This is a genomic window from Candidatus Saccharibacteria bacterium oral taxon 488, from assembly GCA_005697215.1.
Classification (GTDB): Bacteria; Patescibacteriota; Saccharimonadia; order Saccharimonadales; family Saccharimonadaceae; genus Nanosynbacter.
The window spans coordinates 809327-832040 of record CP040003.1 but is presented as its reverse complement, the minus strand read 5'-3'; the positions used below and the strand labels follow the sequence as shown (position 1 = coordinate 832040).

Annotated in this window: 22 protein-coding genes, 1 tRNA gene and 1 pseudogene; 14 read left to right on the top strand and 10 right to left on the bottom strand. The window is 50.1% G+C overall.

The features are described 5' to 3' along the window. Nucleotides 1-77: 77 nt before the first annotated feature. Together FBF24_04435 and FBF24_04430 are read left to right on the top strand one after the other, a co-directional pair. Entirely contained in the window at nt 78-2834 is a 2757-nt protein-coding gene (locus FBF24_04435) for a DEAD/DEAH box helicase (GenBank protein ID QCT41104.1), read from the top strand. A gap of 90 nt (nt 2835-2924) precedes the next feature. After that, complete coding sequence (locus FBF24_04430) at nt 2925-3527, top strand: hypothetical protein (protein QCT41103.1); 603 nt, start codon at nt 2925-2927, stop codon at nt 3525-3527. Here FBF24_04430 and FBF24_04425 read toward each other — a convergent pair. Further along, a complete protein-coding gene (locus tag FBF24_04425) occupies nt 3524-3916 on the bottom strand; it encodes a hypothetical protein (protein ID QCT41102.1) in 393 nt (130 codons plus the stop codon). The genes FBF24_04430 and FBF24_04425 overlap by 4 nt on opposite strands. Beyond that, a complete protein-coding gene (locus tag FBF24_04420) occupies nt 3913-4419 on the bottom strand; it encodes an ImmA/IrrE family metallo-endopeptidase (protein ID QCT41101.1) in 507 nt (168 codons plus the stop codon). Before FBF24_04420 ends, FBF24_04425 begins: the two co-directional genes overlap by 4 nt. A 119-nt stretch (nt 4420-4538) precedes the next feature. Between FBF24_04420 and FBF24_04415 the strand changes: the two genes are divergently transcribed. Next, the gene (locus tag FBF24_04415) at nt 4539-4769 is read left to right on the top strand and encodes a DUF167 domain-containing protein (protein ID QCT41100.1); all 231 of its coding nucleotides are present in this window, start codon (nt 4539-4541) and stop codon (nt 4767-4769) included. A 38-nt stretch (nt 4770-4807) separates the two neighbouring features. Here FBF24_04415 and FBF24_04410 read toward each other — a convergent pair whose 3' ends face one another. Genes FBF24_04410 through FBF24_04400 form a run of 3 tightly spaced genes read right to left on the bottom strand, consistent with a single transcriptional unit; the run spans nt 4808 to nt 7649 of the window. After that, nucleotides 4808-6328, bottom strand: coding sequence for a hypothetical protein (locus FBF24_04410; protein ID QCT41099.1), 1521 nt, complete (start codon nt 6326-6328; stop codon nt 4808-4810). Further along, nucleotides 6328-7044, bottom strand: coding sequence for a hypothetical protein (locus FBF24_04405; protein QCT41098.1), 717 nt, complete (start codon nt 7042-7044; stop codon nt 6328-6330). The genes FBF24_04410 and FBF24_04405 overlap by 1 nt, the downstream gene beginning before the upstream one ends. Further along, nucleotides 7041-7649 carry a hypothetical protein gene (locus FBF24_04400; GenBank protein ID QCT41097.1) on the bottom strand — a complete coding sequence of 203 codons (609 nt, stop codon included), beginning with the start codon at nt 7647-7649 and terminating at the stop codon, nt 7041-7043. The genes FBF24_04405 and FBF24_04400 overlap by 4 nt, the downstream gene beginning before the upstream one ends. A gap of 198 nt (nt 7650-7847) precedes the next feature. Here FBF24_04400 and FBF24_04395 point away from each other — a divergent pair, with 198 nt between their 5' ends. Genes FBF24_04395 through FBF24_04385 form a run of 3 tightly spaced genes read left to right on the top strand, consistent with a single transcriptional unit; the run spans nt 7848 to nt 11318 of the window. Further along, nucleotides 7848-8390: a PadR family transcriptional regulator gene (locus FBF24_04395; GenBank protein QCT41096.1), complete on the top strand. Its 543-nt coding sequence runs from the start codon at nt 7848-7850 to the stop codon at nt 8388-8390. Beyond that, the gene (locus FBF24_04390; protein QCT41095.1) at nt 8371-9096 is read left to right on the top strand and encodes an ABC transporter ATP-binding protein; all 726 of its coding nucleotides are present in this window, start codon (nt 8371-8373) and stop codon (nt 9094-9096) included. The genes FBF24_04395 and FBF24_04390 overlap by 20 nt, the downstream gene beginning before the upstream one ends. After that, nucleotides 9093-11318: an ABC transporter permease gene (locus FBF24_04385; GenBank protein ID QCT41094.1), complete on the top strand. Its 2226-nt coding sequence runs from the start codon at nt 9093-9095 to the stop codon at nt 11316-11318. The genes FBF24_04390 and FBF24_04385 overlap by 4 nt, the downstream gene beginning before the upstream one ends. 169 nt (nt 11319-11487) lie before the next feature. On the opposite strand, the gene FBF24_04380 is transcribed toward FBF24_04385, so the two are convergent. Next, nucleotides 11488-13629, bottom strand: coding sequence for an AAA family ATPase (locus FBF24_04380; GenBank protein ID QCT41093.1), 2142 nt, complete (start codon nt 13627-13629; stop codon nt 11488-11490). A 169-nt stretch (nt 13630-13798) separates the two neighbouring features. On the opposite strand from FBF24_04380, the gene FBF24_04375 reads away from it, so the two are divergent. Continuing rightward, nucleotides 13799-14284: a hypothetical protein gene (locus FBF24_04375; protein QCT41092.1), complete on the top strand. Its 486-nt coding sequence runs from the start codon at nt 13799-13801 to the stop codon at nt 14282-14284. On the opposite strand, the gene FBF24_04370 is transcribed toward FBF24_04375, so the two are convergent. Beyond that, complete coding sequence (locus tag FBF24_04370; GenBank protein QCT41091.1) at nt 14232-14972, bottom strand: hypothetical protein; 741 nt, start codon at nt 14970-14972, stop codon at nt 14232-14234. The genes FBF24_04375 and FBF24_04370 overlap by 53 nt on opposite strands. Nucleotides 14973-15019: 47 nt before the next feature. Between FBF24_04370 and galE the strand changes: the two genes are divergently transcribed. Further along, a complete protein-coding gene (gene galE / locus FBF24_04365) occupies nt 15020-16033 on the top strand; it encodes a UDP-glucose 4-epimerase GalE (GenBank protein QCT41090.1) in 1014 nt (337 codons plus the stop codon). Between the two features lie 71 nt (nt 16034-16104). On the opposite strand, the gene FBF24_04360 is transcribed toward galE, so the two are convergent. Next, entirely contained in the window at nt 16105-17625 is a 1521-nt protein-coding gene (locus tag FBF24_04360) for an LTA synthase family protein (protein ID QCT41089.1), read from the bottom strand. Nucleotides 17626-17709: 84 nt separating this feature from the next. Here FBF24_04360 and FBF24_04355 point away from each other — a divergent pair, with 84 nt between their 5' ends. From FBF24_04355 to FBF24_04335, 5 genes are all read left to right on the top strand, one after another. Then, on the top strand, nt 17710-18534 hold the full coding sequence (locus FBF24_04355; GenBank protein ID QCT41088.1) for a basic amino acid ABC transporter substrate-binding protein: 825 nt from the start codon (nt 17710-17712) through the stop codon (nt 18532-18534). Then, nucleotides 18531-19247, top strand: coding sequence for an amino acid ABC transporter permease (locus tag FBF24_04350; GenBank protein QCT41087.1), 717 nt, complete (start codon nt 18531-18533; stop codon nt 19245-19247). Before FBF24_04355 ends, FBF24_04350 begins: the two co-directional genes overlap by 4 nt. A 40-nt stretch (nt 19248-19287) precedes the next feature. Continuing rightward, nucleotides 19288-20013 carry an amino acid ABC transporter ATP-binding protein gene (locus FBF24_04345; GenBank protein QCT41179.1) on the top strand — a complete coding sequence of 242 codons (726 nt, stop codon included), beginning with the start codon at nt 19288-19290 and terminating at the stop codon, nt 20011-20013. Nucleotides 20014-20025: 12 nt separating this feature from the next. After that, nucleotides 20026-20637: a hypothetical protein gene (locus tag FBF24_04340; GenBank protein QCT41086.1), complete on the top strand. Its 612-nt coding sequence runs from the start codon at nt 20026-20028 to the stop codon at nt 20635-20637. Between the two features lie 117 nt (nt 20638-20754). Then, nucleotides 20755-21606 (top strand): hypothetical protein, encoded by an 852-nt coding sequence (locus tag FBF24_04335; GenBank protein QCT41085.1) that lies wholly within the window; start codon nt 20755-20757, stop codon nt 21604-21606. Nucleotides 21607-21707: 101 nt separating this feature from the next. On the opposite strand, the gene FBF24_04330 is transcribed toward FBF24_04335, so the two are convergent. Together FBF24_04330 and FBF24_04325 are read right to left on the bottom strand one after the other, a co-directional pair. Then, a complete protein-coding gene (locus tag FBF24_04330; protein QCT41084.1) occupies nt 21708-22175 on the bottom strand; it encodes an NUDIX domain-containing protein in 468 nt (155 codons plus the stop codon). Nucleotides 22176-22243: 68 nt separating this feature from the next. Then, nucleotides 22244-22320: transfer RNA gene (locus tag FBF24_04325), tRNA-Pro, on the bottom strand. 108 nt (nt 22321-22428) lie between these two features. Here FBF24_04325 and FBF24_04320 point away from each other — a divergent pair. After that, nucleotides 22429-22671, top strand: a pseudogene (locus FBF24_04320) (ABC transporter ATP-binding protein). Nucleotides 22672-22714 lie beyond the last annotated feature (43 nt).

Genomic DNA, 22714 nt, shown 5'->3' with positions numbered 1-22714 from the left:
GATTTATTACTATTAAACAGATACGTAAAGATGGAAGAGCTTTTTGTTAAAGAAAACTTAGAATTCGGGGCAGTGTTATGAAGCTCCAATTCGAATCCAACCAACAGTACCAACTCGACGCCATCAACGCGGTAGTGGATATATTCGCTGGGCAGCCAGCGGATAGTGACGATACGACTCGCTATATGGATCAGGATAGGCAGTTAAGCCTGGAGGCGACTATCGCCAAGGGAAATAGCTTGATGCTGGATATAGCGCAGATAATTGAGAATACGCATAAAATTCAAGAGAAAAATGGTATCGAGAAAAGCGAGACGAAAGAAGGTGGCTTTAGTATTCCGATGACTTTTCCGCTCGAAATTAACGAAAAATCTCTGAAGTACGGCATGAACTTCTCCATCGAGATGGAGACCGGTACCGGAAAAACGTACGTATATCTGCGGACGATTCATGAGTTACATCAGTGCTATGGCTGGAAGAAGTTTATCATCGTGGTGCCGAGCGTGGCGATTCGTGAAGGCGTGCTGAAGAACTTGGCGATTACCAGGGAACACTTCGCTGATCTCTATACCAAGCCGGAGATGGACTACTACGTCTGGGACGGCAAGAAAACTGGTCAGGCTCGTGAGTTTGCGACGAACGATACGTTGCAGATCATGGTGATTACCATCGACAGCTTTGCCAAGGCACAGAATGTGATGAATCGGCAGAGCGACTATGGTCGACCGCTCGATTTCATCAAGGCTACTCATCCGGTGGTCATTCTCGATGAGCCGCAGAATATGGAGACGGACATACGGCGGAATGCTATTGCCAGCCTTAATCCGCTGTGCACGTTGCGCTATAGTGCCACGCACAAGCACTTATACAATTTGCTTTACCGGCTGACTCCGGTCGATGCCTATGATAAAGGTTTGGTCAAGAAGATCGAGGTGCATAGCGTCCAGAGTGAGGATAATTATAATGATGCATATATCAGTGTATTGTCGTTGGAGCGTCAGTCGAAGACTCGCTCATTTGCCAAGATAGAGGTGGATGCGAGTGATGAGTATGGCTTGCAGCGCAAGATTATCAAGGCTTTTCCGGGTGATGACCTGGAGGCGAAGACAGGGCGTTCGGTCTATGCCGGCTACTATGTCGAGTCGATCAATCACGGCGATGATTGCGTCGAGTTTAGTAATAGTAAAGTAGTCTACGTTGGTCAACGTGATGAAAGTCTGCATGATGACATCATCAAGCGACAGATTGAACTGACGATTGATGATCACTTTGATAAACAGCACCGACTGGGGAGTAGCGTCAAAGTGCTGAGCCTATTCTTTATCGATAAAGTGGCAAATTATCGTGAGTATACGGCGAATGGTGCCCGGAAAGGCAAATTTGCTAAGTGGTTTGAGGAAGCCTACGCCAAGGTGGCATCTAAACCAAAATATGCCGGTGTGATGGACGGTTTGTCGGCGAGTGAGGTGCACGATGGCTACTTTGCGGCGGACAAGAGTGGTCAGTGGAAAGACTCTCGTGACACCAAGGGTGAGGGCGGCCGTACTAAGGATGACGATACGGCGTATAACTTGATCATGAAGGACAAGGAGAGGCTACTGGATACCGGCGAGCCGTTGCGGTTTATCTTTAGTCACTCGGCACTGCGTGAAGGCTGGGATAATCCTAACGTATTTCAGATTTGTACGCTTAATGAGACGTCGAGTCAAATGAAAAAGCGCCAAGAGATCGGACGAGGGTTGCGCCTGCCGGTGAATGTTGACGGGCAACGAGTCTATGACGATAATGTTAATATACTAACGGTGATTGCTAATGAGAGTTACGCGGATTTTAGCCGTAAGCTCCAGACGGAGATTGAAGAAGAGACTGGTATCTACTTCGGTGGACGGATCAAGAATCGTGACAATCGGCGAGTCGTCAGATTTCAGAAATCACGGGTGCTTGACCTGGCCTTTAAGGAACTATGGGATAAAATTAAACATAAAACGACCTACCGGGTGGCGATTGATACAGAAAAGTTGGTGACGGAGGCGGCTCATGAATTAGCACAAGTCACTATTAGCAAACCGAATATCGCTGATGTTAAAAACCTGATTGATTCCATGGGTAATGATAATGGCTTTATGGTGCGCGAGACCGGTTTCAACGCCTATGCAGCGCGCCAAACTGAGGTAAAGATACCGAATTTATTAGCGGATATTCAGCGTCAGACACAAATGACGCGTCGGTTGATATTTGAGGTGCTTGATCAAGCGGGGATGTTTGCGCAGGTAGCTATTAATCCACAGCAGGTGATTGATGAAACAGCTCGGGCGATTAATCGGGTAAAACAGCGCTTGGCGGTTGACGGCGTTAAATATCACAGGACAGGCGAGTATTATGACATGACGTTGTTTGAGAATGGTGAGCTACAGGCGTACTTGTATGATGTGGCAACAAAGAGTGGGGCGATTGCAGTGACCGACCAGGCAAAAACAATCTACGATTACGTGGCGGTTGATTCAGAAGTTGAGCGTGAATTCATGCAGTCGCTGGAGGATAATGCTGACGTGAAATTCTACATCAAGCTACCAGGTTGGTTCAAAATTGATACACCGGTTGGTAAATATAATCCGGATTGGGCGGTGGCATTTGATGGCGATAGGCGGATTTACTTTGTGGCGGAGACGAAAGGCTCGGATGATATTAACGATAATCACTTGAGCGCCAATGAGCGAAGTAAAATTACTGCGGCCCGCCAGCATTTTGCAGAAATTAATGTACCATATGCGGCGCCGGTGCGGAGTTTGCGGCAGGCGTTGACTATGGTCGGAGATGGTAATTGTGACATCTGATACACACGCAAACTATTCTTTTCGCTCATTGTTGGTCGCCGGGTGTCTACAAGTGCTTTCCGAGTGGCGTAAAAATATCCAGGAGAATGTGTGAATAAGACGAGCAAAACCATCACCATCGCTCGCGCCATCATCCGCATTGGCGATGCTGCTAGAAATGCTAATGATTATAGTTTGCTGGGCGCGCTGCATGAAATGGTGGAGCAATTGTCGCAGCATGGCGTTAAAGACACTGACGTCGATATGGATTTGCTGCTGGAATATGTCGAGGCGGCAGACGGTTGCGACTATTGCCGAGCAGGCGACGGTAAGCCAAGTGTTGATGAATTGACAACAAAAATCAATCAGCAGCTAGCGCGTCGCGGTCAGGCGCAGGTGGAGGCGAGCGATCAGTCTGTTCTGAAATTTGAGCCAGTGGTCCATCTGGCGACGGCGGCGTATGCTAAAAACGAAGATGGCATGACGTCGGGCTTATCGATAGCACTGGTTGTCAATCAGGACGGTTCGGTGGATCTGCCGCGCGAGCATTTTTTGAATGCGGAATTGCTCGATTATTTTGACGAGAACCACCCGATCAACTGGCGCCGTGCCGAGAGTGACTTGCCGCGACAGTTGCAGGGTTACCACTTGGTGGCGGGCTCGGTCGAGGTGCAGGAGATTTTGCCACGGGAGTTGGAGGCGATGTCGTTTTAGTCGGTATTTGTGCGAAATAAGAATTTAACAACTATAATACTCAGAGCAAATATTTGAGCAAGGTTACTGCCAATAAATAGAGGTAGAGATATTCCCGTAAACTTTAGAATTCCGAAACCTGTTAAGTAGGTAATTCCAATATCACTTATAATTATTAATATAACTAGTCTGAGTAATTTTACGCTCCATTGCTCTCTGAGATGTATAATACTTTGTAATTCTTGTATTTTAATTAAACTCCAGTCACTTTTAGCCTTAACTTCATCTTCAGTAGAAGTCTCAATTTCAGAATCGTCTTCAATTTGCCCTGGAACGGCATCTAGAGCTTCAAGCATATTTTCTACGTTATCTATAATCTGGTCGTTAGCAGACTCTTCTTCTTCGCTCATCGCTTTATTATCCTCAGATTCATCAGTCTGTAAGCCATTGCGCTAGGAGAAACTCCAAACCTGTCGGCTAGTAGTTGGATGGAGCTTTTCAGGAAGGGATATTCTCTTAGTTCTTTTCTGATCATATTTTCAGGCATTAATAGATTAGCCGCAAAACAATCAGCCTCTTTTTCTTTTTGCTCTTTTATTTCGTCGTATGAATTGTTTCGTCGATATAAACCATACTCGTCGGGTTTATGTTCTAGAAAATAATGTCCAAGTTCATGTGCGACAGTGTATGTGCGGCGAGCTATGGAGTTATCTACATTTACGTAAATCGTTCTTGTTGTGCTATCGAAAAACCCCGAGACATCAGTATTGCCTTGTGGCATCTTTCTATATTCAATTGAAATACCCTCTCCATTTGCTATATCAAAAACATTAACAAAAGGCTCTATTATGTAATTATCGGACAGCACTTTTGAGGCTTTTTGTTCAATTCTTTTAAAGTCTTCCTTAGTCATATGCTCTCCGTTTATAATACTATATTATAGTTTATGCAAGCATAACCTACTTACTAGTATAGCAAAATATACATTAAAATAACGTATAATGATAAGTATAAAAGTATTTATATATAACCATGAAAATCTCCATCCATCTCAAACCTAACTCCCGCCATCGTGAAGAAGTGGTGGCGAATGACGATGGTTCACTGACGGTTTATACCAAGGCGCCAGCCATTGAGGGGCGGGCGAATGTGGCGGCGGTGAAGCTATTGGCAAAGCATTTTGGCGTGGCACCGTCAACGGTGAAGCTGGTGCGCGGCGTGGCTTCAAAGCACAAGGTTTTTGAAGTAGATAAGTCAGAATAGCCGCTACAACGAACATCTGCAACATCTAGCTACGGATTCTACGGATACCCAGCTCCCGCCGCCATATTGCCGAGTAGTCCCTGTACGGTCACAAACGAATACCCCTGCTGCTTCAGTGTGCTGAGGATGCACGGTACGGCATTGACTGAGGTTTGGTGAATGTCGTGCATCAAGATGATGGCTCCGGGGTGGGCGCCAGCGACGGCGCGCGAGCAGACGATGTCGCTATTGCGATCAGCCCAGTCGCGGGTATCGACCGACCACAAGATTGACGACATGCCGCGCAGGCGAAGTTGCTCCAAGACAGCGCTGTTGACCGCACCATAAGGCGGGCGCATAACAGTTGGTGTGACGCCGGTGGATTGCTTAATGGCGTCGTTGGTACGGTCAATTTCACCGGCAATTTGGTTAACTGGTAGCTTAGGCAGCTCTGGATGCGACCACGAGTGATTGCCTAGTTGGTGGCCGCGTGCATGGATGCTGCGTACGACGTTGGCTTGGCTGGAGACTTTGCTGCCAATCAGGAAAAAGGTGGCCTTAGCGCCATGTTGGTCCAAAATATCCAGCAGCTGCGCGGTGTACGGGCCTGGTCCGTCGTCAAACGTCAAGGCTATCACTTTACTCCCAGAATTCGCGGCTGGCGGCGCGGCTGGCGCCGGTGTTGGTTTTGGCTCGGGCGGTTTAGGAACATTAGCCAGTTTCCGGGCTGTCGGATTTTGCAGATATTTGGCAACGGCGGCGATCGGCACTTTGATCATCGTTTCGCCGTAGGCTGACGGCAAGAGCGACGCCTGTCCGATTGGCCAAGCCAAGGTGTTACCATCATCAGTGATGGTGAAGTTCGATAACGCCTCCTTGGTGATCATCTCCTCGAGATTTGCTTCTGGTTGGTGGCGTTGTTTGATGGTTTGCGCGACGTCGTGCCGGGCAGCTGCCACGATTGCCTTGATGGCTTCCTCCGATTTCTCGGTCAAATTATCCAAGCTGATCATCTCACCAGACTTCTTGTCAAACGTCCAAAAATGCGTTAGTGACACCGGATGCGCGCCGTGCATATCTTGCTTAATATTGACAATGATCGATAAAGCTACCGAATTATTATGCGTCACTTGGTAGCTAATCGTCTCTGTCATTGGTCGGTCGAATGTCGGAGCGTTAGTGGCGGTGTGGCGAAAATCGCCGTCGGCGCGGTCAATTGTTCGGGCGATGAGTTTGTTGATTTTGGAATTGCCGGTGATTGGGTATTCAATTGAGACTTTTTCGTGTTTGGTGTCGCGCGTCACGAACTTGGAGCGAATGCCAGCATAGCGTGAATCGGTGAAGTAATATTTTTCATCTTCCAAGACCGTTGGGCGCTGTGCTGGTGGTTGCTTGGAGTGGAAGTAGAACAATATACCTATCGCGGTCACTACCAGTAAAAGCAGTGTAGTGAATAAAATACTGCTCAGTTTGGGTCGGTTCGCAGGAACTGTATTAGTTTTTGGCCCACGACTGGGCCGAGCTGATTGTCGTTTTGCCGATGATTTTTGAGGCTTACTTTGTATTTTTTTGGTGGGCATCAGTCCGCTCCGCCGGCTTTCAAAATTGCCTTCAGCCCATTTTCGCCGCCCATAAATCCACTGGCGACATAGTCATTGACTACCATGTATGGCAGGCCGCTCACGCCAAGCGAGAGGGCTTTCTTGGTATTATTCTCAATCTCGTTTTGGTGCGGTTTCTTAGTCATACAATCAGCAAATTTTGCCTCGTCCATGCCGACACTCTTGGCAGAAGTTAGGAAATATTCTAACGGTAGTGGTGGAATTTTTTGCGGTGTGGCGACGTTTTTTACGCCAATTCCCTTATCAAAATAATCACGTTTGATGCGCGGCACGATGTCGTGGGTATATTGCCAATATTTGTCTTGGTCGGCGGCACAGAACGCAGCGTGGGCGCCAGATTCGGTGTTGTTAGTGACCTCTTTGAGCAGCGTGACTACGCGGTGTTCATAACGAACTTTGCCTGATTTGATATAGTCATTCTTGAAAAAATTGGTGTTGGTGGCTGCTTCGACTTCGGCACAAAACGAACAAAAATAATCAGTGTAATCAACGAACACGTGCTTGGCTTCGCTAGAGCCTTGCGACATTTTTTCATTCCACGGCTTGCCGTCACCAATGTGGCGATTTGGCGGGCGATTGACAATACCATAAATAAATAGTGCCACAATGCCTGCGATCATAATCCCCAAGATGACCCGAATGAGCGCTATGCCGGCTGTTTTTTGTCGATTCATACGTCCCCCTGTTTTGCTAATTCTGTATACATAAAGGCGATTTGTCCAGATTTGTAGAGTGAAAAGAGGCTCAGAAGTAGCGCTAAGATCAGAACGAGGGTGCTGGCGACAGTGGCGGCAGTGGCTGCAGCAGCGCCTGAGAAGAACACGGCAACGAGCGGCAAAATGAGTGACGTGCCGCAGGGAACGCAGCCCAAACCGATAGCGGTAGCTACGGAGGCCAGGCCGCTGAGTCCGACCTGTTTGGTGACAGCTTGTTCATTACGCTTATTTTTCTTGGCGGTGAAAATGACGACGGTAATTGACAGGCCCTGGAGGGTCGACACCATGAGTAATAGTGCACCGTTTGGCGAGGTGAAACCTTGTTTGAATATATCAATAAACATGGTTCCCAAAAGGGCGACCTTGTCCAGTACTGGCAGCCGCGACATCATCAGGGGGCCGTAAAAATTAGCGTTGATGGCAAAGAAAATAATGAGTGCAAAAAGCAAAGATAAGACAACTGCTAGTAGTAAGTATCGTGGCAAGCTGAGAATTTTGCCAATTCCCAACAGAGCTGACTTAACCGATCGCTGTTTACGGTATACCCGGCAAAATTGTGCCATGAACCTATTATACGCCAAAATTGAATAATAGTCTGTATTCTGGCGAGGTGGGCTACTGATCGTGGCGGTTTGGTGGGGTGAGCTGTCTGTGATGGGGCGGATGCTGTGTCAATAGGGTGAATGGACGTTGTAATAGCAACTATACACTGAGTGTATAAAACTCTTGCAATAACTAAACACTGGGTGTATAGTAAGGGTATGAACGTTCAATATACACTGTTAGGTTTTTTAGCGGAAGAGTCAAATTATGGCTATGAGTTGAAGAAAAAATATGACGGCTATTTTGGTAAGGATAAACCAATTTTAACCGGTCAGATATATTCAACTCTGGCACGGCTCAAACGCGATAATAAGGTCAAGGAAATCGCTGACGTTAGCGAATCGGGCGGGCCGGACAGGGTGCGCTACCAGATTACCGAGCAAGGCAAACAAGATTTGCAAGCTTGGCTGGAAGCTCCCGAGGCGCCATCGCCGCAGCTGCAAGCGACGATGTATATAAAGGCGGTATTGGCGATTTTGAAAGACGGCGATGCATCACCGTATTTGGATAACCAACGGCAGGCGCACATCCAGCGGATGCGCGAGCTGACAGCGCAGCGGCGCGATAGTAGCTTGTCGGACATGCTGCTGATCGACCATGCTTTGTATCATTTGGAGGCGGATTTGCGCTGGATTGAATTAACAATTTCGCGTTTAACGCGGCTAAAGGAGGAAATTTTGCATGAGCAAACCAATAATTAGCGCTAAAAATATTAAGAAGTCGTTCGGGCAAACGCACGCGCTGCGCGGCGTCAGCCTGGATGTCGAGGCGGGCGAAGTCCTGGCGATTATGGGTCCGTCAGGTTCTGGCAAGTCGACGCTGCTGCATAGCTTGGCGGCGATTACCAAGATTGATAGCGGCGAGATTGATTTCGACGGACGGCGGATCGACAAACTGAGCGATGATCAGCGCAGTATTTTACGGCGCACCAGCTTTGGCTTTGTCTTTCAGTTTGGACAGTTGGTGCCAGAGCTGACAGCGCTGGATAATGTGGCGCTGCCGCTGCTACTGAACGGTGTCAAGCGTAAAGAAGCCTATCAGCAGGCGAAAACATGGCTGAATAAGGTTGAACTAGGCAATAAAGCCGACAGTATGCTAGGCGAGTTGTCGGGCGGGCAAATGCAGCGGGTAGCGATTGCCCGGGCGATGGTGATTGAGCCAAAAGTGCTGTTTGCTGATGAGCCGACAGGTTCGCTGGACAGTTTGAACTCAGAGAGAGTTATGGAGCTATTCATCAAAACTGCTAAAGAGCACGGTACGACAGTCATCATGGTGACGCATGAGCCGACGATTGCCGCCTATGCTGATCGGGAAATTATTGTCCGCGACGGGCAGATTTCTGGTGTTGATACAGCGGTAAATACATCAAGCAAACCCGGTAAAACCAATGCGGGGACTGTCAAATGAGTGTCAGTTGGATGTTATTAAAAAAGTCTGGCCGCCAGTCAGTAGTGCGTTTGGGTTTGACTACGGTGGCGGTGGCGCTGGGGATCGTGCTGGTGTGCTACTTTACGGCTGGTGTCAACGGTCTAATGGGGCGTGCTAGTGGACTAGCAATTAATACGGCGGCGTATCAGGCAACCCGCGGTGTAGCCGAACAAAAACCGATTGCTGGTGTCGAGCCGCTGAAAGTTGGCGGTACTCGGCGCGGTGATGCGTCGAAATGGCGCGGTCAATATATCCAGTATTACTCGATGTACGGTACGGCTAAATCACCGCAGTTTGCTAAACTGAAAACGCCGCGTCCTGGCGAATATTACTTATCAAAAGCGTTGGCTGATGCGGTCGCTAAACACCCAGAGGATAATATCTTGGCGCGTTTTGGTAAAAATACCAAATACCTCGGCGTAATTCCTAGCGAATATACCGCCAGTCCGGATGCGCTGATGATAGTGCGCGGTGCTAGCGCCGAGGAAGTGGCCGAGAGCGATGCTTTTACCAAATCTCAGGGACAGCCATCATACTTTGCTGATGTTTATCGGACGGATGCTAACGGATTAAAATCGGACGCTAAAATAGGTCCGGTTGCCGTCATCGTATTTAGTGTCGGCGGGACGATTCTGCTGTTTCCGATTGTCATTTTCGTGTCAGTAGCAACGCAGCTGGGCGCTGCGCAACGCGAGAAACGCTATGCTGCTTTGCGGCTGATCGGCGCGACTAAGCGGCAGGTGGGACGGGTGTTGATGTTGGAATCGCTACTGGCGTCGGTGGTTGGCGTGATTATCGGGCTAGGCACGTTCTGGCTGTTGCAAGCGCCGCTGCAGGATTTCAAGATGGACGGCATGCGGTTTAATCCTGGTGATTTGGTGTTAACTGGCACGCAATATGCGTTGATTATCGGTTTGACGCTGGGACTAACGATGTTTGTCAACTGGCGGCGGATGCGCCGGGCGCAGATTTCGCCGCTGGGTGTGTCGCGTTCGGTTGAAAAGGTGAAGAAATTGCGCGCTTGGCGGGCGCTGGTGCCGGCACTTGGTATTGCGTTCTTTGCTTGGCTGTCGTCGAAGCCAGGGCGGGATTGGCTGGCGGCTAATAAAGAATCAGCTCTGCCGTCGGTACTATTGATGGCGGCGCTGCTGCTGGTGATGTTCGGCTTGATTCTGGCTGGCGGCTGGCTGACTAATAAGCTGTCGCTGTTGGCAGCGCGCTGGGCTAATAACGCTTCAATGTTGATTGCCGGTAAGCGTACGGCGGTGCATTCGCGGACAATTTTCCGCAGCGTCAGCGGCGTGGTATTGGCGCTGTTTGCGGGCAGCTTTTACTTGACGGCAACTAGCGGTATTGAAGGCTTAAACGCTCAAGCGCTTAAGGACAACGGCTTTTCGCAATTAAAGCGCGGCACGGCAGTTGTCATCGGCCGGTCGCTGCCAGGCGACATGGCAGAGCAGCTGCAGCAAAAATCTTACATCACGTCGGTGGCGACGATCTATCCGCGTGAGGATGGTGACGCAATTCGCTGCCAGGATTTGGCAACGTACACCGAGCATGCTTGCCCGAATAACGCCCGACCCGACCAATTTGCGCTGTTGAATTTTGACGCGCCAGTGGTTAAAAACGTATCGCTGATTAATGACCGGGTTGATACGAATGGCGCCAAAGAATATTTGGTGACACTGAAGTCAGATAATGATATCGAGAAATTGCGTACCTTGGTGACGGCGAAGGCTAATCAGTACGATTTAACCTATGCAGTGAGCGGTACTGATGCCAAGAAGCCGCATATCAATCCAACGATTCGCGAGTTTGCTGACTTGGCCTATGTCGGTATCGGCGTAACGCTTTTCGTGGCGGTGGCAAGCTTGATCGTCTCGACGATTGGCGGGCTGATGGAACGCCGCCGTTCGCTGTATACGCTGCGGCTGAGCGGTATGCGCCTTGCGCAATTGAAACGTTTGGTGATGGTTGAATCGGTGGCGCCGCTGCTCACCACCTCGATTCTGTCGTGCGGTTTTGGCGTGTGGACGGGAGCGGTGTTTACCAGCACATTCTCGACGACGCTGAAGCCGGTGCTGACGCCAACTTACTTCGCCATCGTTAGTATCGGTCTGGCGGCAGCTATCATTGGTATTTACTTGATCCTGCCGATGGTTGATAAGCTGACGCGGGCGGAAGCCAACCAGACCGAGTAGTGTGTTTGTATCGGCCCGAGGATACTCTACCGAAAAGCGTTCCAGTTGGTGACTGGGACGCTTTTTCTTGCTCTGCATTGATTCAATCAAGGCGGGGCTTCGGACATTTGCAATCAAATGCGGCCGTACGACGATGGGGGTGTTAATCAGGGAAATAGGTGAAAATTAATTATTGTTTTTGGAACTTCACGCGGTCGTTAATTATATTCACTTTTACTGCCATACCGTCATGAATTCGTCCGTCGATCAGCTCCAGCGCCAACGGGTCAAGCACTCGCTTTTGCACCAAGCGCTTGAGCGGCCGAGCGCCAAAGGCCGGGTCGTAACCGTCGCGGGCCAGCATGTCGCGGACGCTATCGTCAAATTCCAGCGTGATGTCGCGGCTGTCTTTGACTTGGCGGGCGACGCGTTTCAGCTGGACATCGACAATTGCCCGCATGGCCTCTGGTCGAATGCGGTCGAAGATAACGATGTCATCGATGCGGTTGAGGAATTCTGGGCGGAAGTGCTGCCTGAGCACCTCAAGCATTTGATTATCCAGTGCCGACAAATCGTCGCCAGAAAAATCCATGATTGCCTGCGAGCCGACATTGCTGGTCATGATGATGACCGTGTTGGAAAAATCGACTGTTCGCCCCTGGCCATCGGTCAGGCGGCCGTCGTCGAGTACCTGGAGGAGCACGTTAAAGACATCGGGGTGGGCCTTTTCGATTTCGTCAAACAGCACCACGCTGTAGGGGCGGCGGCGCACCGCTTCGGTGAGTTGCCCGCCTTGGTCGTAGCCGACGTAGCCTGGCGGTGAACCGATCAGACGGGCCACGGCGTGGCGCTCCATGTACTCGCTCATATCGATGCGGATCATGGCGTGTTCATCGTCAAATAATTCGCGGCACAGGCTGCGGGCTACTTCTGTTTTGCCGACCCCGGTCGGGCCGAGGAAGAGGAAGGAACCAATTGGCCGGTTGGTATCACTGAGGCCAGCACGCGAACGGCGAATAGCGCTGGCGACTGCGGCGATGGCTTTGTCTTGACCAATCACTTGGGTGCTGATATGTTCCTCTAATTTGGTTAATTTGCTGGATTCGGTCTCAATCAGCCGCTCCACCGGTATGCCCGTCCAGCGCGCCACCACACTGGCGATGTCGTCAGGAGTGACTTCTTCGCGCAGCAAGCGGTCAGCCGGCGGGATGGCAGCCAGTTCCTGGCGAGCGGCAGCCAGCTTTTTCTCCAGCTCTGGCAGGTCGCCGTATTTGATGCGGCTGGCGGTGGCCAGATCAGCGTCGCGTTCAGCAATTTCCAGTTGCGAGCGCAGACTATCCATTTTTTCAGTGGCGGTATTGACGGTCTGGAGAATGTCTTTTTCGTGCTGCCATTTATTGTCAATCACCTCGGCCTGAGCTCGAAGGTCAGCGATTTGCTGATTGATTTCTTCTTTGCGGGCCTTGGCGTGGTCGGATTTGTCTTTTTTCAGCGCGGCTTCTTCAATCTCCAGCTGCAAACGGCGATTATTCAGCCGATCGAGACTAATCGGCACACTCTCCAGCTGCATCTTCAGCGCGCTGGTCGCTTCATCCAGCAAATCGACCGCTTTGTCAGGTAAAAAGCGATCAGGCAGATAGCGGGTGGACAGCCGCGCCGCCGCCACGATGGCATCGTCAGAAATTTTGACGCCGTGATGCACCTCGTATTTTTCTTTCAAGCCGCGCAAAATCGCCACGGTGTCGTCAAAACTCGGCTCGCCGACATAGACTGGTTGAAAGCGCCGCTCCAGGGCCGCATCCTTCTCGACATGCTGGCGATATTCCGCCAAGGTTGTCGCACCGATCATGTGTAGTTTACCGCGGGCCAGGGCGGGTTTGAGCATATTGCCGGCATCCATGCTGCCTTCGGTTTTGCCGGCACCGACCATGGTGTGAATTTCATCAACGAACAAAATAATTTCGCCAGCAGCCTCCTCAACTTCTTTCAAAATTGTTTTGAGGCGCTCTTCAAATTGACCGCGAAAACTCGCTCCCGCCAGTAAGCTAGAAATTTCCAAGCTAATCAATCGCTTATCTTTCAGCGATGCCGGTACGTCGCCCTTGACGATGCGCTGCGCTAGGGCTTCGACGATGGCGGTTTTACCGACGCCCGGCTCACCGATCAGCACCGGGTTGTTCTTGGTGCGCCGGCTGAGGATTTGCATGGTGCGGCGAATTTCCTCGTCGCGCCCGATGACCGGGTCGAGTTTATGTTCCTTGGCGAGCGCCGTGATATCGGTGCCGAATTTCTCCAGCGGCTGTTCAAGCTCTTCTTGCATATTTGGTGGCATAGGTCCTCCTTTGATTTTTGGGCTTTTCTAAGTCCGTATTTATGATGCGCCGCGACGAGAGACAGAGCGGGGATAATTGATACGATTATCATAGCAAATTAGCACTCTCAGTGCAAGAGTGCTAATTCGGGATTTGCCACCCGATAAACGTGTACCGTATACTGAAGACATGAGCCAAATTCGCATTCTGATGTCCATCCAAACCCGCTATGCCAAGAAGATTTTTTGTGGTGAGAAGCAGTGGAAGTTTCGTAAATCCTTGCCGCGCCACAGCAAAGACGATGAGCTAACCGTAGTCGTTTACTCGTCAGGGGGCGACCGAGCGGTTATTGGCGAATTTCGGGTTGGATGTGTCATGCGCTGTCCACTGGATGAGTTGATGCGGCTTACTGGGTATGATGCAGATGAGCAAGCCGTGCAGTGGTTTTCGCGCTATTATGCGGGGCGGAAACAGTGTGGCGCGTTAGAGATACTGGCGCCGGTGCGCTACAACCAGCCAATTTCTCTGGCGCGGTTGCGTCAATCTATGCCAGCATTTCGCCCGCCGCAAAACTTTAGGTATATTTGGCCGGGTAGTGAGCTGGCGGCGCTACTTAATGGCATTAGTGTGATGCGCCCAGATACTCCTCCCAAACCCTTAAAATACCGTCGCTAAACTCTGGCAAGATTTGCTCCTCATCAACCAATTCTCTGATAAACTCGTAATATGTTCGCTCTTTACTACGGATGTCGCTGGAAAAGAACAATCCTACGATCTCATCGTTATGCTGCTTGTCTAGTTCCTTATATATATTTTCAGCCGGGCGACCTGCACTTCGCGCTTGGGCTAATTGCTCGATAAATCCGTGATAACACTTGTACGCCGACCAATACTCCTGGCGATGCCGATGTTTGACATAACGCAGCGAACCTATCAAAATATCCAGATATTCATGCTGCCGGGGCGATTCTGTCCATGTTTTGACGGACTTTTTATCTGGTTGTTTGGCGTGGTTATTGTTGAACAGCAAGGCTGAGTTCGGGAATAATTTGGTTTGATTAGGCAAGGAAAAACCAATGTCAAGTTTATGAAACAAGCTCATACCGCTCAGGAAAAACGATCGGGCGATTTCATGATTGTTCTGAGAAATAGTGTACGTCGCAATAATACCAAACTGACCTTCGAGGGTTTTGCGCGTGTAGTCCTCGGCGCCAGTCGGAAAGCTGGTGATGGCTGTCATATTGATGTCGGAAAATTCATCGTCATCCAGTGTTGCCCGCGAGCCGAACATATACAATTTGTCGATATATGGATTGGCAGTCAGCGCTGTAAGTAGCTTTGGTGGTATGGGAATATTACACATCTGCTATAATAGTACTATTCCATGAATCATAGCAAAAGGGGTACTTCATGAACATTCTCGTTACTGGCGGCGCTGGATATATCGGCAGCCACACTATCATTGAACTGCTGGCGTCGGGTCACGGCGTGGTGGTGGTTGATAACTTATCAAATTCATCTGCCGAGAGTTTGCGGCGGGTTGAGGAAATTACCGGCCAGTCGGTGCCGTTTTATGAGTTTGACCTACGTGATCGGGCGCGGCTGGCGGAGTTATTTACGTCTGAGACGATTGACGCAGCGATTCATTTTGCGGGCCTGAAAGCCGTTGGTGAGTCAGTGGAAAAGGCGCTGCTCTATTATCAGAACAATTTGGAAAGCACGTTGACACTGCTGGATGTCATGCAGGAATTTGACGTGAAAAAGCTGGTTTTTTCTAGCTCGGCAACGGTGTACGGCGATCCGGCACGGCTGCCGATTACCGAGGATATGCCGCTGTCAGCCACTAATCCGTACGGTCAAACCAAGCTGATGATCGAGCACATCCTCCGCGATGTGGCGGCAACCAAGCAGGGTTGGCAGTTTACCTCGCTGCGCTATTTCAATCCCGTTGGCGCCCATCCGAGTGGTCGCATCGGCGAAGATCCATCGGGCATTCCGAATAATTTGCTGCCATTTGTATCGCAAGTGGCAGTCGGCAAGCGCGACCATTTGAACGTGTTTGGCGATGACTATGACACGCCGGACGGCACGGGCGTGCGCGATTATATTCACGTGGTTGATCTAGCGCGGGCACACGTGGCGGCGTTGGAGCACCTGGGAGAGCCGGATGAGTATAAGGTGTACAATGTCGGTACTGGTCGCGGTACGTCGGTGTTGGAATTGGTAAAAGCGTTTGAAGCGGCGTCTGGTCGGGAGATTCCATACCAGATTACGCCACGCCGGCCGGGCGATATCGCCGCGTGTTATGCTGACCCGGGCTTGGCAGAGACAGAGCTAGGTTGGCGGGCGGAACTGACGATTGAGGATGCCTGCCGTGACGCCTGGAATTGGCAGAGCAATAATCCAAACGGCTACGACGCATAAGGCAAGGCGCTTGATATATAGTTAAATCCGGCGGGGCGACTCGTCGGATTTTATATGGGCAAGACGTCTATTTATGAGCTACTTAAGATCCGCCGCTCGTAGTAGGTCGAGCGTTTGGCGAGCTCTGCATTGAGCTGGTCAATGCCGCCAAATTCTTCAACCAGCGTTTGGCGATTCGAGAATAAATTCGTGCCTAGTCCCATACGGTCGCCGTCCACTGTCACGCCCAGTGCCGCCAAGGTCGATGGATACATGTCAAAGGCAGCAAACTGGCGGTTGGTGGCGCGAGTTGGCTGGACGGCGGGGTTGATGAAGGCGTTGTAGACGGTTCGTTGGTAGGGAGCGCCGGCGATTTTCTCTTCATAATATGGCGTTTGCATACCGAGGTGATCACCACTGATGATGATAGTGGTGTTAGCATAAAACGGCTGCTGCTTGGCCCACTCGACGAAGGACGCGATTTGTTTGGAGGCGCAGGAATGAACATTGTCGTATTTTGCTGCAAATTGCTCCTTGCAAACATCTTTATCCATCCAGCCATCAGTGAAGTGCGTATCAACGGTCAGCATTTGTAGGTTGAATGGCTTGTCGGACTTACTGAGACGGGTGGCCTCGTCGCGGGCAAATTGAAAAAGCTTTTTATCTTCGTAGCCCCACCACACCTCGTAGTTTTGTGGGATTAAACCATGCTTTCGGGCATAGGTGAGGTCAATGATGTGGTAATCGCCGTGTTGCTCCAGTAGTTTATCGCGCCCGCCGAAGGCTTTGTTTGAGCCCATGAGGAATGATTGGTTGTAGCCAGCTTTTTCAAGCACTTGCCCAAGGGTATAAGCGCCCGGCAAGAATTTATTAAAATCACCCATGCCGTTGCGGTCGCGATCACCGAACACACCGCCGTCTTTGAGTGGTACACCAGCTGATTGTGCAGTCATACCAGCGACCGTCCAGGTAGTACCGTGGGCAGGTAGGGCGCCGCCGAGGCCTGAGGCTCGGTGTGAAAAGGAGGTATTAGTCAGTGCCAATTTCTCCAGCTCTGGAATGACTGATTTGTCGCTCATGCCGCCGTTGGCTTTGGAGGCCGGTGTATTTTCCAGCGACTCGACGTAGATATAAATCAAGTTTCGTTTGGTACTAGGAAACGTCAATTTAACGCCGCGCGGATCGATATAATGCTGATCATAGATCTTTGACGACTGGGCGAGGGCGATGACGTAGGCGGGGATGCTGAAACTTTGAACCAACAGCGCTAGGCTGATCATGAATAGGCCGCCTGCATAATAGGCTTGGTGACGCAAGCGGAGCGGTCGTTTTTTCCAGCGTAGTTTGAGAATGATTGGCAGTAGCAAAATGATGAGCAGCCCAATGACGTAGGGGATATTTTCCCAGACGGCTGAGGTAAAGCTGCTAGACTGCCCACCCGCCAGGCCGTTCTTGAAATAAAATAAAATCTCGTCAATCTTGGCGTCACGAAATTGCACAATTTTATAGCGGCTAGCGACAAAGAAAACAGCGCTACATAGTAATAGCAAGACGATAACCACGCGAATGATAATGCGGTTGTTGGCGCCGCGGCCAGACGGAGAGGTGCTCATAATGATATTATACAACGTTTGGCTGGGCGCGTGGGCTGGTTTGGGGGCTTATCATTTCTTTTCAAAGCGCGTATACTGATAAGCATGAACAGAACGAAAGCGCATCATCGGGGGTTTGGTGTTAGTTGGTGGATAGGCCTGGGGCTGTTTGTGGCGTTGATTGGCTTTATGGCGTTTGACATTTTGCAGCGCGAAGGCGGGTTTGGTAAAAGTAATGATGTGTTGGTGATGGGCACCAATGCTGGGTTCAAGCCGTTTGAGTACAAGCAGGGCAATGAAATTGTTGGCTTTGATGTTGATTTGGCAAAGGAAATTGCCCGCAGCGTGAATAAAGAGCTAAAGATTGAAGACATGGCGTTTGACGGATTGCTGCCAGCGCTGGAATCAGGGCAAATTGACATGGCGGTGGCTGGCATGTCGGTGACGCCAGAGCGTGCCAAAAATGCGTTATTTTCTGAGCCGTATTATTCAGCCTCGCAGCGGATCATTGTCAAAAAGGGTAGTCCGATTCGGAATCGACATCAATTGACGGGCAAGAAAATTGGTGTGCAGTTGGGTACGACGGGCGATACGCTGGCCAGGAAGATTGTCGGCGCTAACGTGTCGCAATTTCCAACCGCGCCAAGCGTGTTGACAGAGCTTAATGCTGGCGGCGTCGAGGCGGTTATTTTGGATGATGCGCCCGCGGCTCAATACACGACTGGCTTTCCAGACCTAGAAATTTTGCCGGGTGAGTTGTCGAGCGAGCACTATGCGATTGCCATCAAAAACAATAATCACGACTTGCTAAAAAAAGTTAACCGAGTGCTGGTGGAGATGAAAAAGGACGGCCGATATGACAATCTCATCCGCAAACATTTTGGGCCGAGGGCTCTTGAATCGATGAAGAAAAAGGAGCTTGAACCATGAATTTCCTGGAAGTGATCTTCGGCGACGGTCGATGGCTGTATTTGTGGCACGGTCTAGAAGTGACCTTGGTATTGACCGTTTTGTCGCTGCTGCTCGGTACGGCCATTGGTGTTATCATCGCTCTTTTGCGAACTTCAGACGTGCGGCCATTTAAACGACTGGGTCGCTATGCATGGGCCAGGGGATTGAGCCGTTGGAATCCGCTGGCGTGGACCGGGAAAGTGTATGTCGACATCATTCGGGGCACGCCGCTTCTGGTCCAGCTGTTGATTATGTACTACGTTGTTTTTGGCTCATATCAATTCATGCCGAAGATTTTTGTGGCAGCAATTGCCTTTGGTATCAATAGCGGTGCGTACATTGGCGAGATTATCCGCGGTGGTATCGAAAGCGTCGACAAGGGGCAAATGGAAGCGGCTCGTTCGCTGGGCTTTAGCCGCTGGCAGGCCATGCGTTTGGTGATTTTGCCACAAGCGCTCAAAAATTCGTTGCCGGCGCTGATCAGCGAATTCATCGCTCTGTTGAAAGAGACCTCAGTCGTCGGTTGGATTGGGCTAAATGACATCATGCGCGGCGCTGATAATATTCGTTTTCAAACTGCCACGGCGTTTCAGTCATTGTTTGCTGCAGCGGTGATGTACTTGGCATTGACCGCGATATTTACCCGTGTGATGACCCGAGTGGAGAGGAGATTGAAAGATGGCAGTGAATAAGGTGAAGGAAGCGGTGCAACTAACCGCTGAGCGCCCAGTAATTATCACAGTAGCCAACCTCAAGAAACAGTTTGGTAGCAACCGTGTGCTCAGGGACATCGACGTTGAAATTCACGAAGGCGAAGTTGTCGTCGTCGTTGGCTCAAGTGGTTCAGGCAAATCAACCTTTTTGCGCTGCTTGAATCTGCTGGAGACGCCGACGGGCGGGCGCATTGTCATCGACGGCGTGGAAACAACAGCGCCGAAAGTCGACCTGAACGCTTTGCGCCAAAAAGTTGGCATGGTGTTTCAATCGTTCAATTTGTTCCCCAACTTGAGCGTGCTGGATAATGTCAAACTAGCGCCGCGAAAACTGCGCAAATTATCTGATCGAGCGGCGACTCGCCTGGCAAAGAAATTGCTCGCAGACGTGGGGCTGGCGGACAAAGCCGGGGCCTTTCCTTCGCAACTCTCGGGCGGGCAAAAGCAGCGTGTCGCCATCGCCAGAGCTCTAGCCATGGAGCCAGATATCATGCTGTTTGATGAGCCAACCTCGGCGCTTGATCCAGAGATGATCGGCGAGGTGTTGGATGTGATTCGTGAGGTGGCCGCCAAAGGTATGACCATGGTTATCGTCACGCACGAAATGAAATTTGCGCGCGAAGTAGCTACGCGGATGATTTTCCTGGACAAGGGTGAGATCATCGAAAACGGTCCACCAGAGCAGGTGATGGATCATCCAGTGACCGAGCGGGCGCGGAAGTTTTTTGGCGTCAAGGATAACTAACAGGAGGTCCAGATGAAACATGCGAAAACAGCCAAGAACTATACCAAATGTATGCTTCTTGTTGCGGTAGTTGCTGGTATCATTACCATCGTTATATGCGGTTGGTATATCTGGTCGCGCCCGCACGCGCCAGCGTCACCGCAGCCGTCAGACGCCGCTCGCTTTAAGGCTGCGTATTCTCGCGTGGCGAATGACAACCGCTTCGTCTTTGCTTCGGCTGGTGAGGTTTTGGAGAAATTTGAATCAGGCAGCGGCTTGATTTTCCTTGGCTTTCAGCAGTGTCCGTGGTGTCAGCAGCTAGCGCCAATCGTCGATGAAGCCGCCAAAGCCGAAGGGCTGGACAAGATTTACTATCTCGACATTCGCCATGCCCGCGAAACCAATGATGATACCTACAAAAAATTAGTTGAGAAGTTAAAGCCTCATCTTCGCACCGATGAGAACGGACAACCGCGAGTGTATGTTCCTGACGTGACGGCGCTGAAGGACGGCCGTGTCGTTGGTCATTTCCTCCAGGAGACTACCGCTGACGGCGAAAAGGCTACACCTGATACCTATTGGACAAAAGAACGCCGCGCTCGGGCGGTCGAGCAGCTGAGGCAGATGATTCGGGCTATGCGGTAGTACGATATAGCTATTTTCAAAATAATAATTTTATGTTATAACACAAATATGGATACCGAGCGTGGAGCAGCATGTCGCCTTTTGGTTGAGACAACTAGAAGGCCGTTTTTGCCTGACATGTCAGAGCAAGTTGATCATATGTCCAGGGAGTTTTATCCAGAGCTTGATTTAGACAATAAACCATTGCTGTATGTTACACCGAACTTTCCCCCTGTCACTACAGCTGAGCCACACAGAGATTTATCACGTGAAGGCTCGTCTCGCAACGGAGCATTTACCGTAGATGTGAAAACAGTTAGTGGCTCCAAGGAAGAGTTTGCTATTAAGCGGCTTCCGCTGACAACTGCTCTTGCCGAGGTCGCCATGACCCAGTATGTTGGTACGCAGGGGCTGGCCCCCTTCTCAGTTCAAGCACTTATGATAACAGGGAAGCCCAGTGGTTCCAAGGACCGTTTGGCATGGATTATGACTCAATTCAATGGAAAAGCGGTCAACTTTGAGGGTCTTGCATGGCGTGAAATGAGCTCAGAGAATATCAAACAGCATTTAATGGATGCTCTTTTGGCATTATCTGCGTTGCATAAAATGCATATTGCTCACAAGGATGCCTTTATGCGTAATCTTATCCGGCTGTCGGGTTCTGATGGTGATAATTCAGCGACTCGCTATATTGACTTTGAATATGCGAGGAGTTTTCGTGGTGATGTTGAGCAAGTTGATCGCGGTGAGGATATTCTTCGTGCGCAAGGATATATCAATAGATCAGTTCAAGGTGACCTCCGGTCGTTACTTATTGATGCTATATCAGTTTTGGCGAATCAGCTCAACCAGTCTCCAGCCGATAGGTGGAAGCTATTAGAAAAATGTCTGGGCAGTTACCGAGAAGTGGTGTCTGCGAGTGAAAATTCACCCGCACTTAAGGAGGCGGCTGTTCATGCAATAACCACCCTACGGCGTGACTATACGTAGCAAATTATTGGGGTGTTAGCTAAAAATGGTACGTTAAGCACGATAGATTATCCGAAAACTGACTATAGTAAAATCTTTGGTAAATAGTCTCGGTGGGATTGTTACAATTCACTCATTATCTGAACATCAGTCGATTCATTAACCAGCCAGTTTAGGTCAACCTCTGTTAGGTAACTCGGTAAAATCCGTGTGGTTTTTGAATCGACAAAGCCGCACTCTGCTACTTCCTCGACGCCGTGCGATGTTTGCTCCAGGTCGATATGCTGGTAATCTTGCCAGTTGGTGACGGAAAAGAAAAACTCAAGTTGCTCGGTCATGCCGTGTTTAGACGAGGGGTTGGTGTCGGTAAATTGTTGGATGAATAATAGCTTGCCAATGGTTGGTTTGATGCCAGTTTCCTCGATCATCTCTCGGCGTAAACCGTCCAGTAAACTTTCACCCATCTCCAAACCGCCGCCCGGTGCACACCAAAACTCTCGCCCCGCGCCGTTATTGGCGGTCAATTTTTGGCAAAATAGCTCGCCCTGATCGTTGATAATAATTCCGCGTACGTTAACTCGCCGCCGCATAAAACCTCCTTTTCTTTTGTACTCGCCAGAGGTTCTAATTGGTGAACGTGCGCTTCAAATAATTCCTATGGTCGGGGTGATCCGATTTGAACGGACGACCTCACCGTCCCGAACGGTGCGCGCTACCAAGCTGCGCCACACCCCGACGCTAAAAATAGTATAAGCCGAGTGGGTGATTTTGTCCAATCGGGTTAGTGTTGGGTAGTATATAAAATAAACCATCGGCCTTAGATGATAAAAGAGTAGTATTTCTATTCTGGATGAAGCCATCAGCTCGGTCGACACCCGCACCGAAGTGCTCATCCAAAAAACTATGGATAAATTAATGCAGGGCAAAACCAGCTTTGTCATCGCCCATCGCCTGAGTACCATCCGCGACGCTGATCTGATTTTGGTCGTCCGCGACGGCAACATCATCGAGCAAGGCAAGCACGACGAATTGCTGAAGCAAAATGGCTTTTATGCCGAGCTGTATAATAGTCAGTTTGCTGAGTGAGCAGTTGGATGTTGATAAAAACTAACAGCTGATTGTATTAATC

Excerpts from the sequence above, each read along its gene's own strand:
- FBF24_04435 (QCT41104.1), top strand. The coding sequence starts at position 78 with ATGAAGCTCCAATTCGAATCCAACCAACAGTACCAACTCGACGCCATC.
- FBF24_04425 (QCT41102.1), bottom strand. The coding sequence starts at position 3,916 with ATGAGCGAAGAAGAAGAGTCTGCTAACGACCAGATTATAGATAACGTA.
- FBF24_04420 (QCT41101.1), bottom strand. The coding sequence starts at position 4,419 with ATGACTAAGGAAGACTTTAAAAGAATTGAACAAAAAGCCTCAAAAGTG.
- FBF24_04415 (QCT41100.1), top strand. The coding sequence starts at position 4,539 with ATGAAAATCTCCATCCATCTCAAACCTAACTCCCGCCATCGTGAAGAA.
- FBF24_04410 (QCT41099.1), bottom strand. The coding sequence starts at position 6,328 with ATGCCCACCAAAAAAATACAAAGTAAGCCTCAAAAATCATCGGCAAAA.
- FBF24_04405 (QCT41098.1), bottom strand. The coding sequence starts at position 7,044 with ATGAATCGACAAAAAACAGCCGGCATAGCGCTCATTCGGGTCATCTTG.
- FBF24_04400 (QCT41097.1), bottom strand. The coding sequence starts at position 7,649 with ATGGCACAATTTTGCCGGGTATACCGTAAACAGCGATCGGTTAAGTCA.
- FBF24_04395 (QCT41096.1), top strand. The coding sequence starts at position 7,848 with ATGAACGTTCAATATACACTGTTAGGTTTTTTAGCGGAAGAGTCAAAT.
- FBF24_04390 (QCT41095.1), top strand. The coding sequence starts at position 8,371 with ATGAGCAAACCAATAATTAGCGCTAAAAATATTAAGAAGTCGTTCGGG.
- FBF24_04385 (QCT41094.1), top strand. The coding sequence starts at position 9,093 with ATGAGTGTCAGTTGGATGTTATTAAAAAAGTCTGGCCGCCAGTCAGTA.
- FBF24_04380 (QCT41093.1), bottom strand. The coding sequence starts at position 13,629 with ATGCCACCAAATATGCAAGAAGAGCTTGAACAGCCGCTGGAGAAATTC.
- FBF24_04375 (QCT41092.1), top strand. The coding sequence starts at position 13,799 with ATGAGCCAAATTCGCATTCTGATGTCCATCCAAACCCGCTATGCCAAG.
- FBF24_04370 (QCT41091.1), bottom strand. The coding sequence starts at position 14,972 with ATGTGTAATATTCCCATACCACCAAAGCTACTTACAGCGCTGACTGCC.
- galE (QCT41090.1), top strand. The coding sequence starts at position 15,020 with ATGAACATTCTCGTTACTGGCGGCGCTGGATATATCGGCAGCCACACT.
- FBF24_04360 (QCT41089.1), bottom strand. The coding sequence starts at position 17,625 with ATGAGCACCTCTCCGTCTGGCCGCGGCGCCAACAACCGCATTATCATT.
- FBF24_04355 (QCT41088.1), top strand. The coding sequence starts at position 17,710 with ATGAACAGAACGAAAGCGCATCATCGGGGGTTTGGTGTTAGTTGGTGG.
- FBF24_04350 (QCT41087.1), top strand. The coding sequence starts at position 18,531 with ATGAATTTCCTGGAAGTGATCTTCGGCGACGGTCGATGGCTGTATTTG.
- FBF24_04340 (QCT41086.1), top strand. The coding sequence starts at position 20,026 with ATGAAACATGCGAAAACAGCCAAGAACTATACCAAATGTATGCTTCTT.
- FBF24_04335 (QCT41085.1), top strand. The coding sequence starts at position 20,755 with ATGTCAGAGCAAGTTGATCATATGTCCAGGGAGTTTTATCCAGAGCTT.
- FBF24_04330 (QCT41084.1), bottom strand. The coding sequence starts at position 22,175 with ATGCGGCGGCGAGTTAACGTACGCGGAATTATTATCAACGATCAGGGC.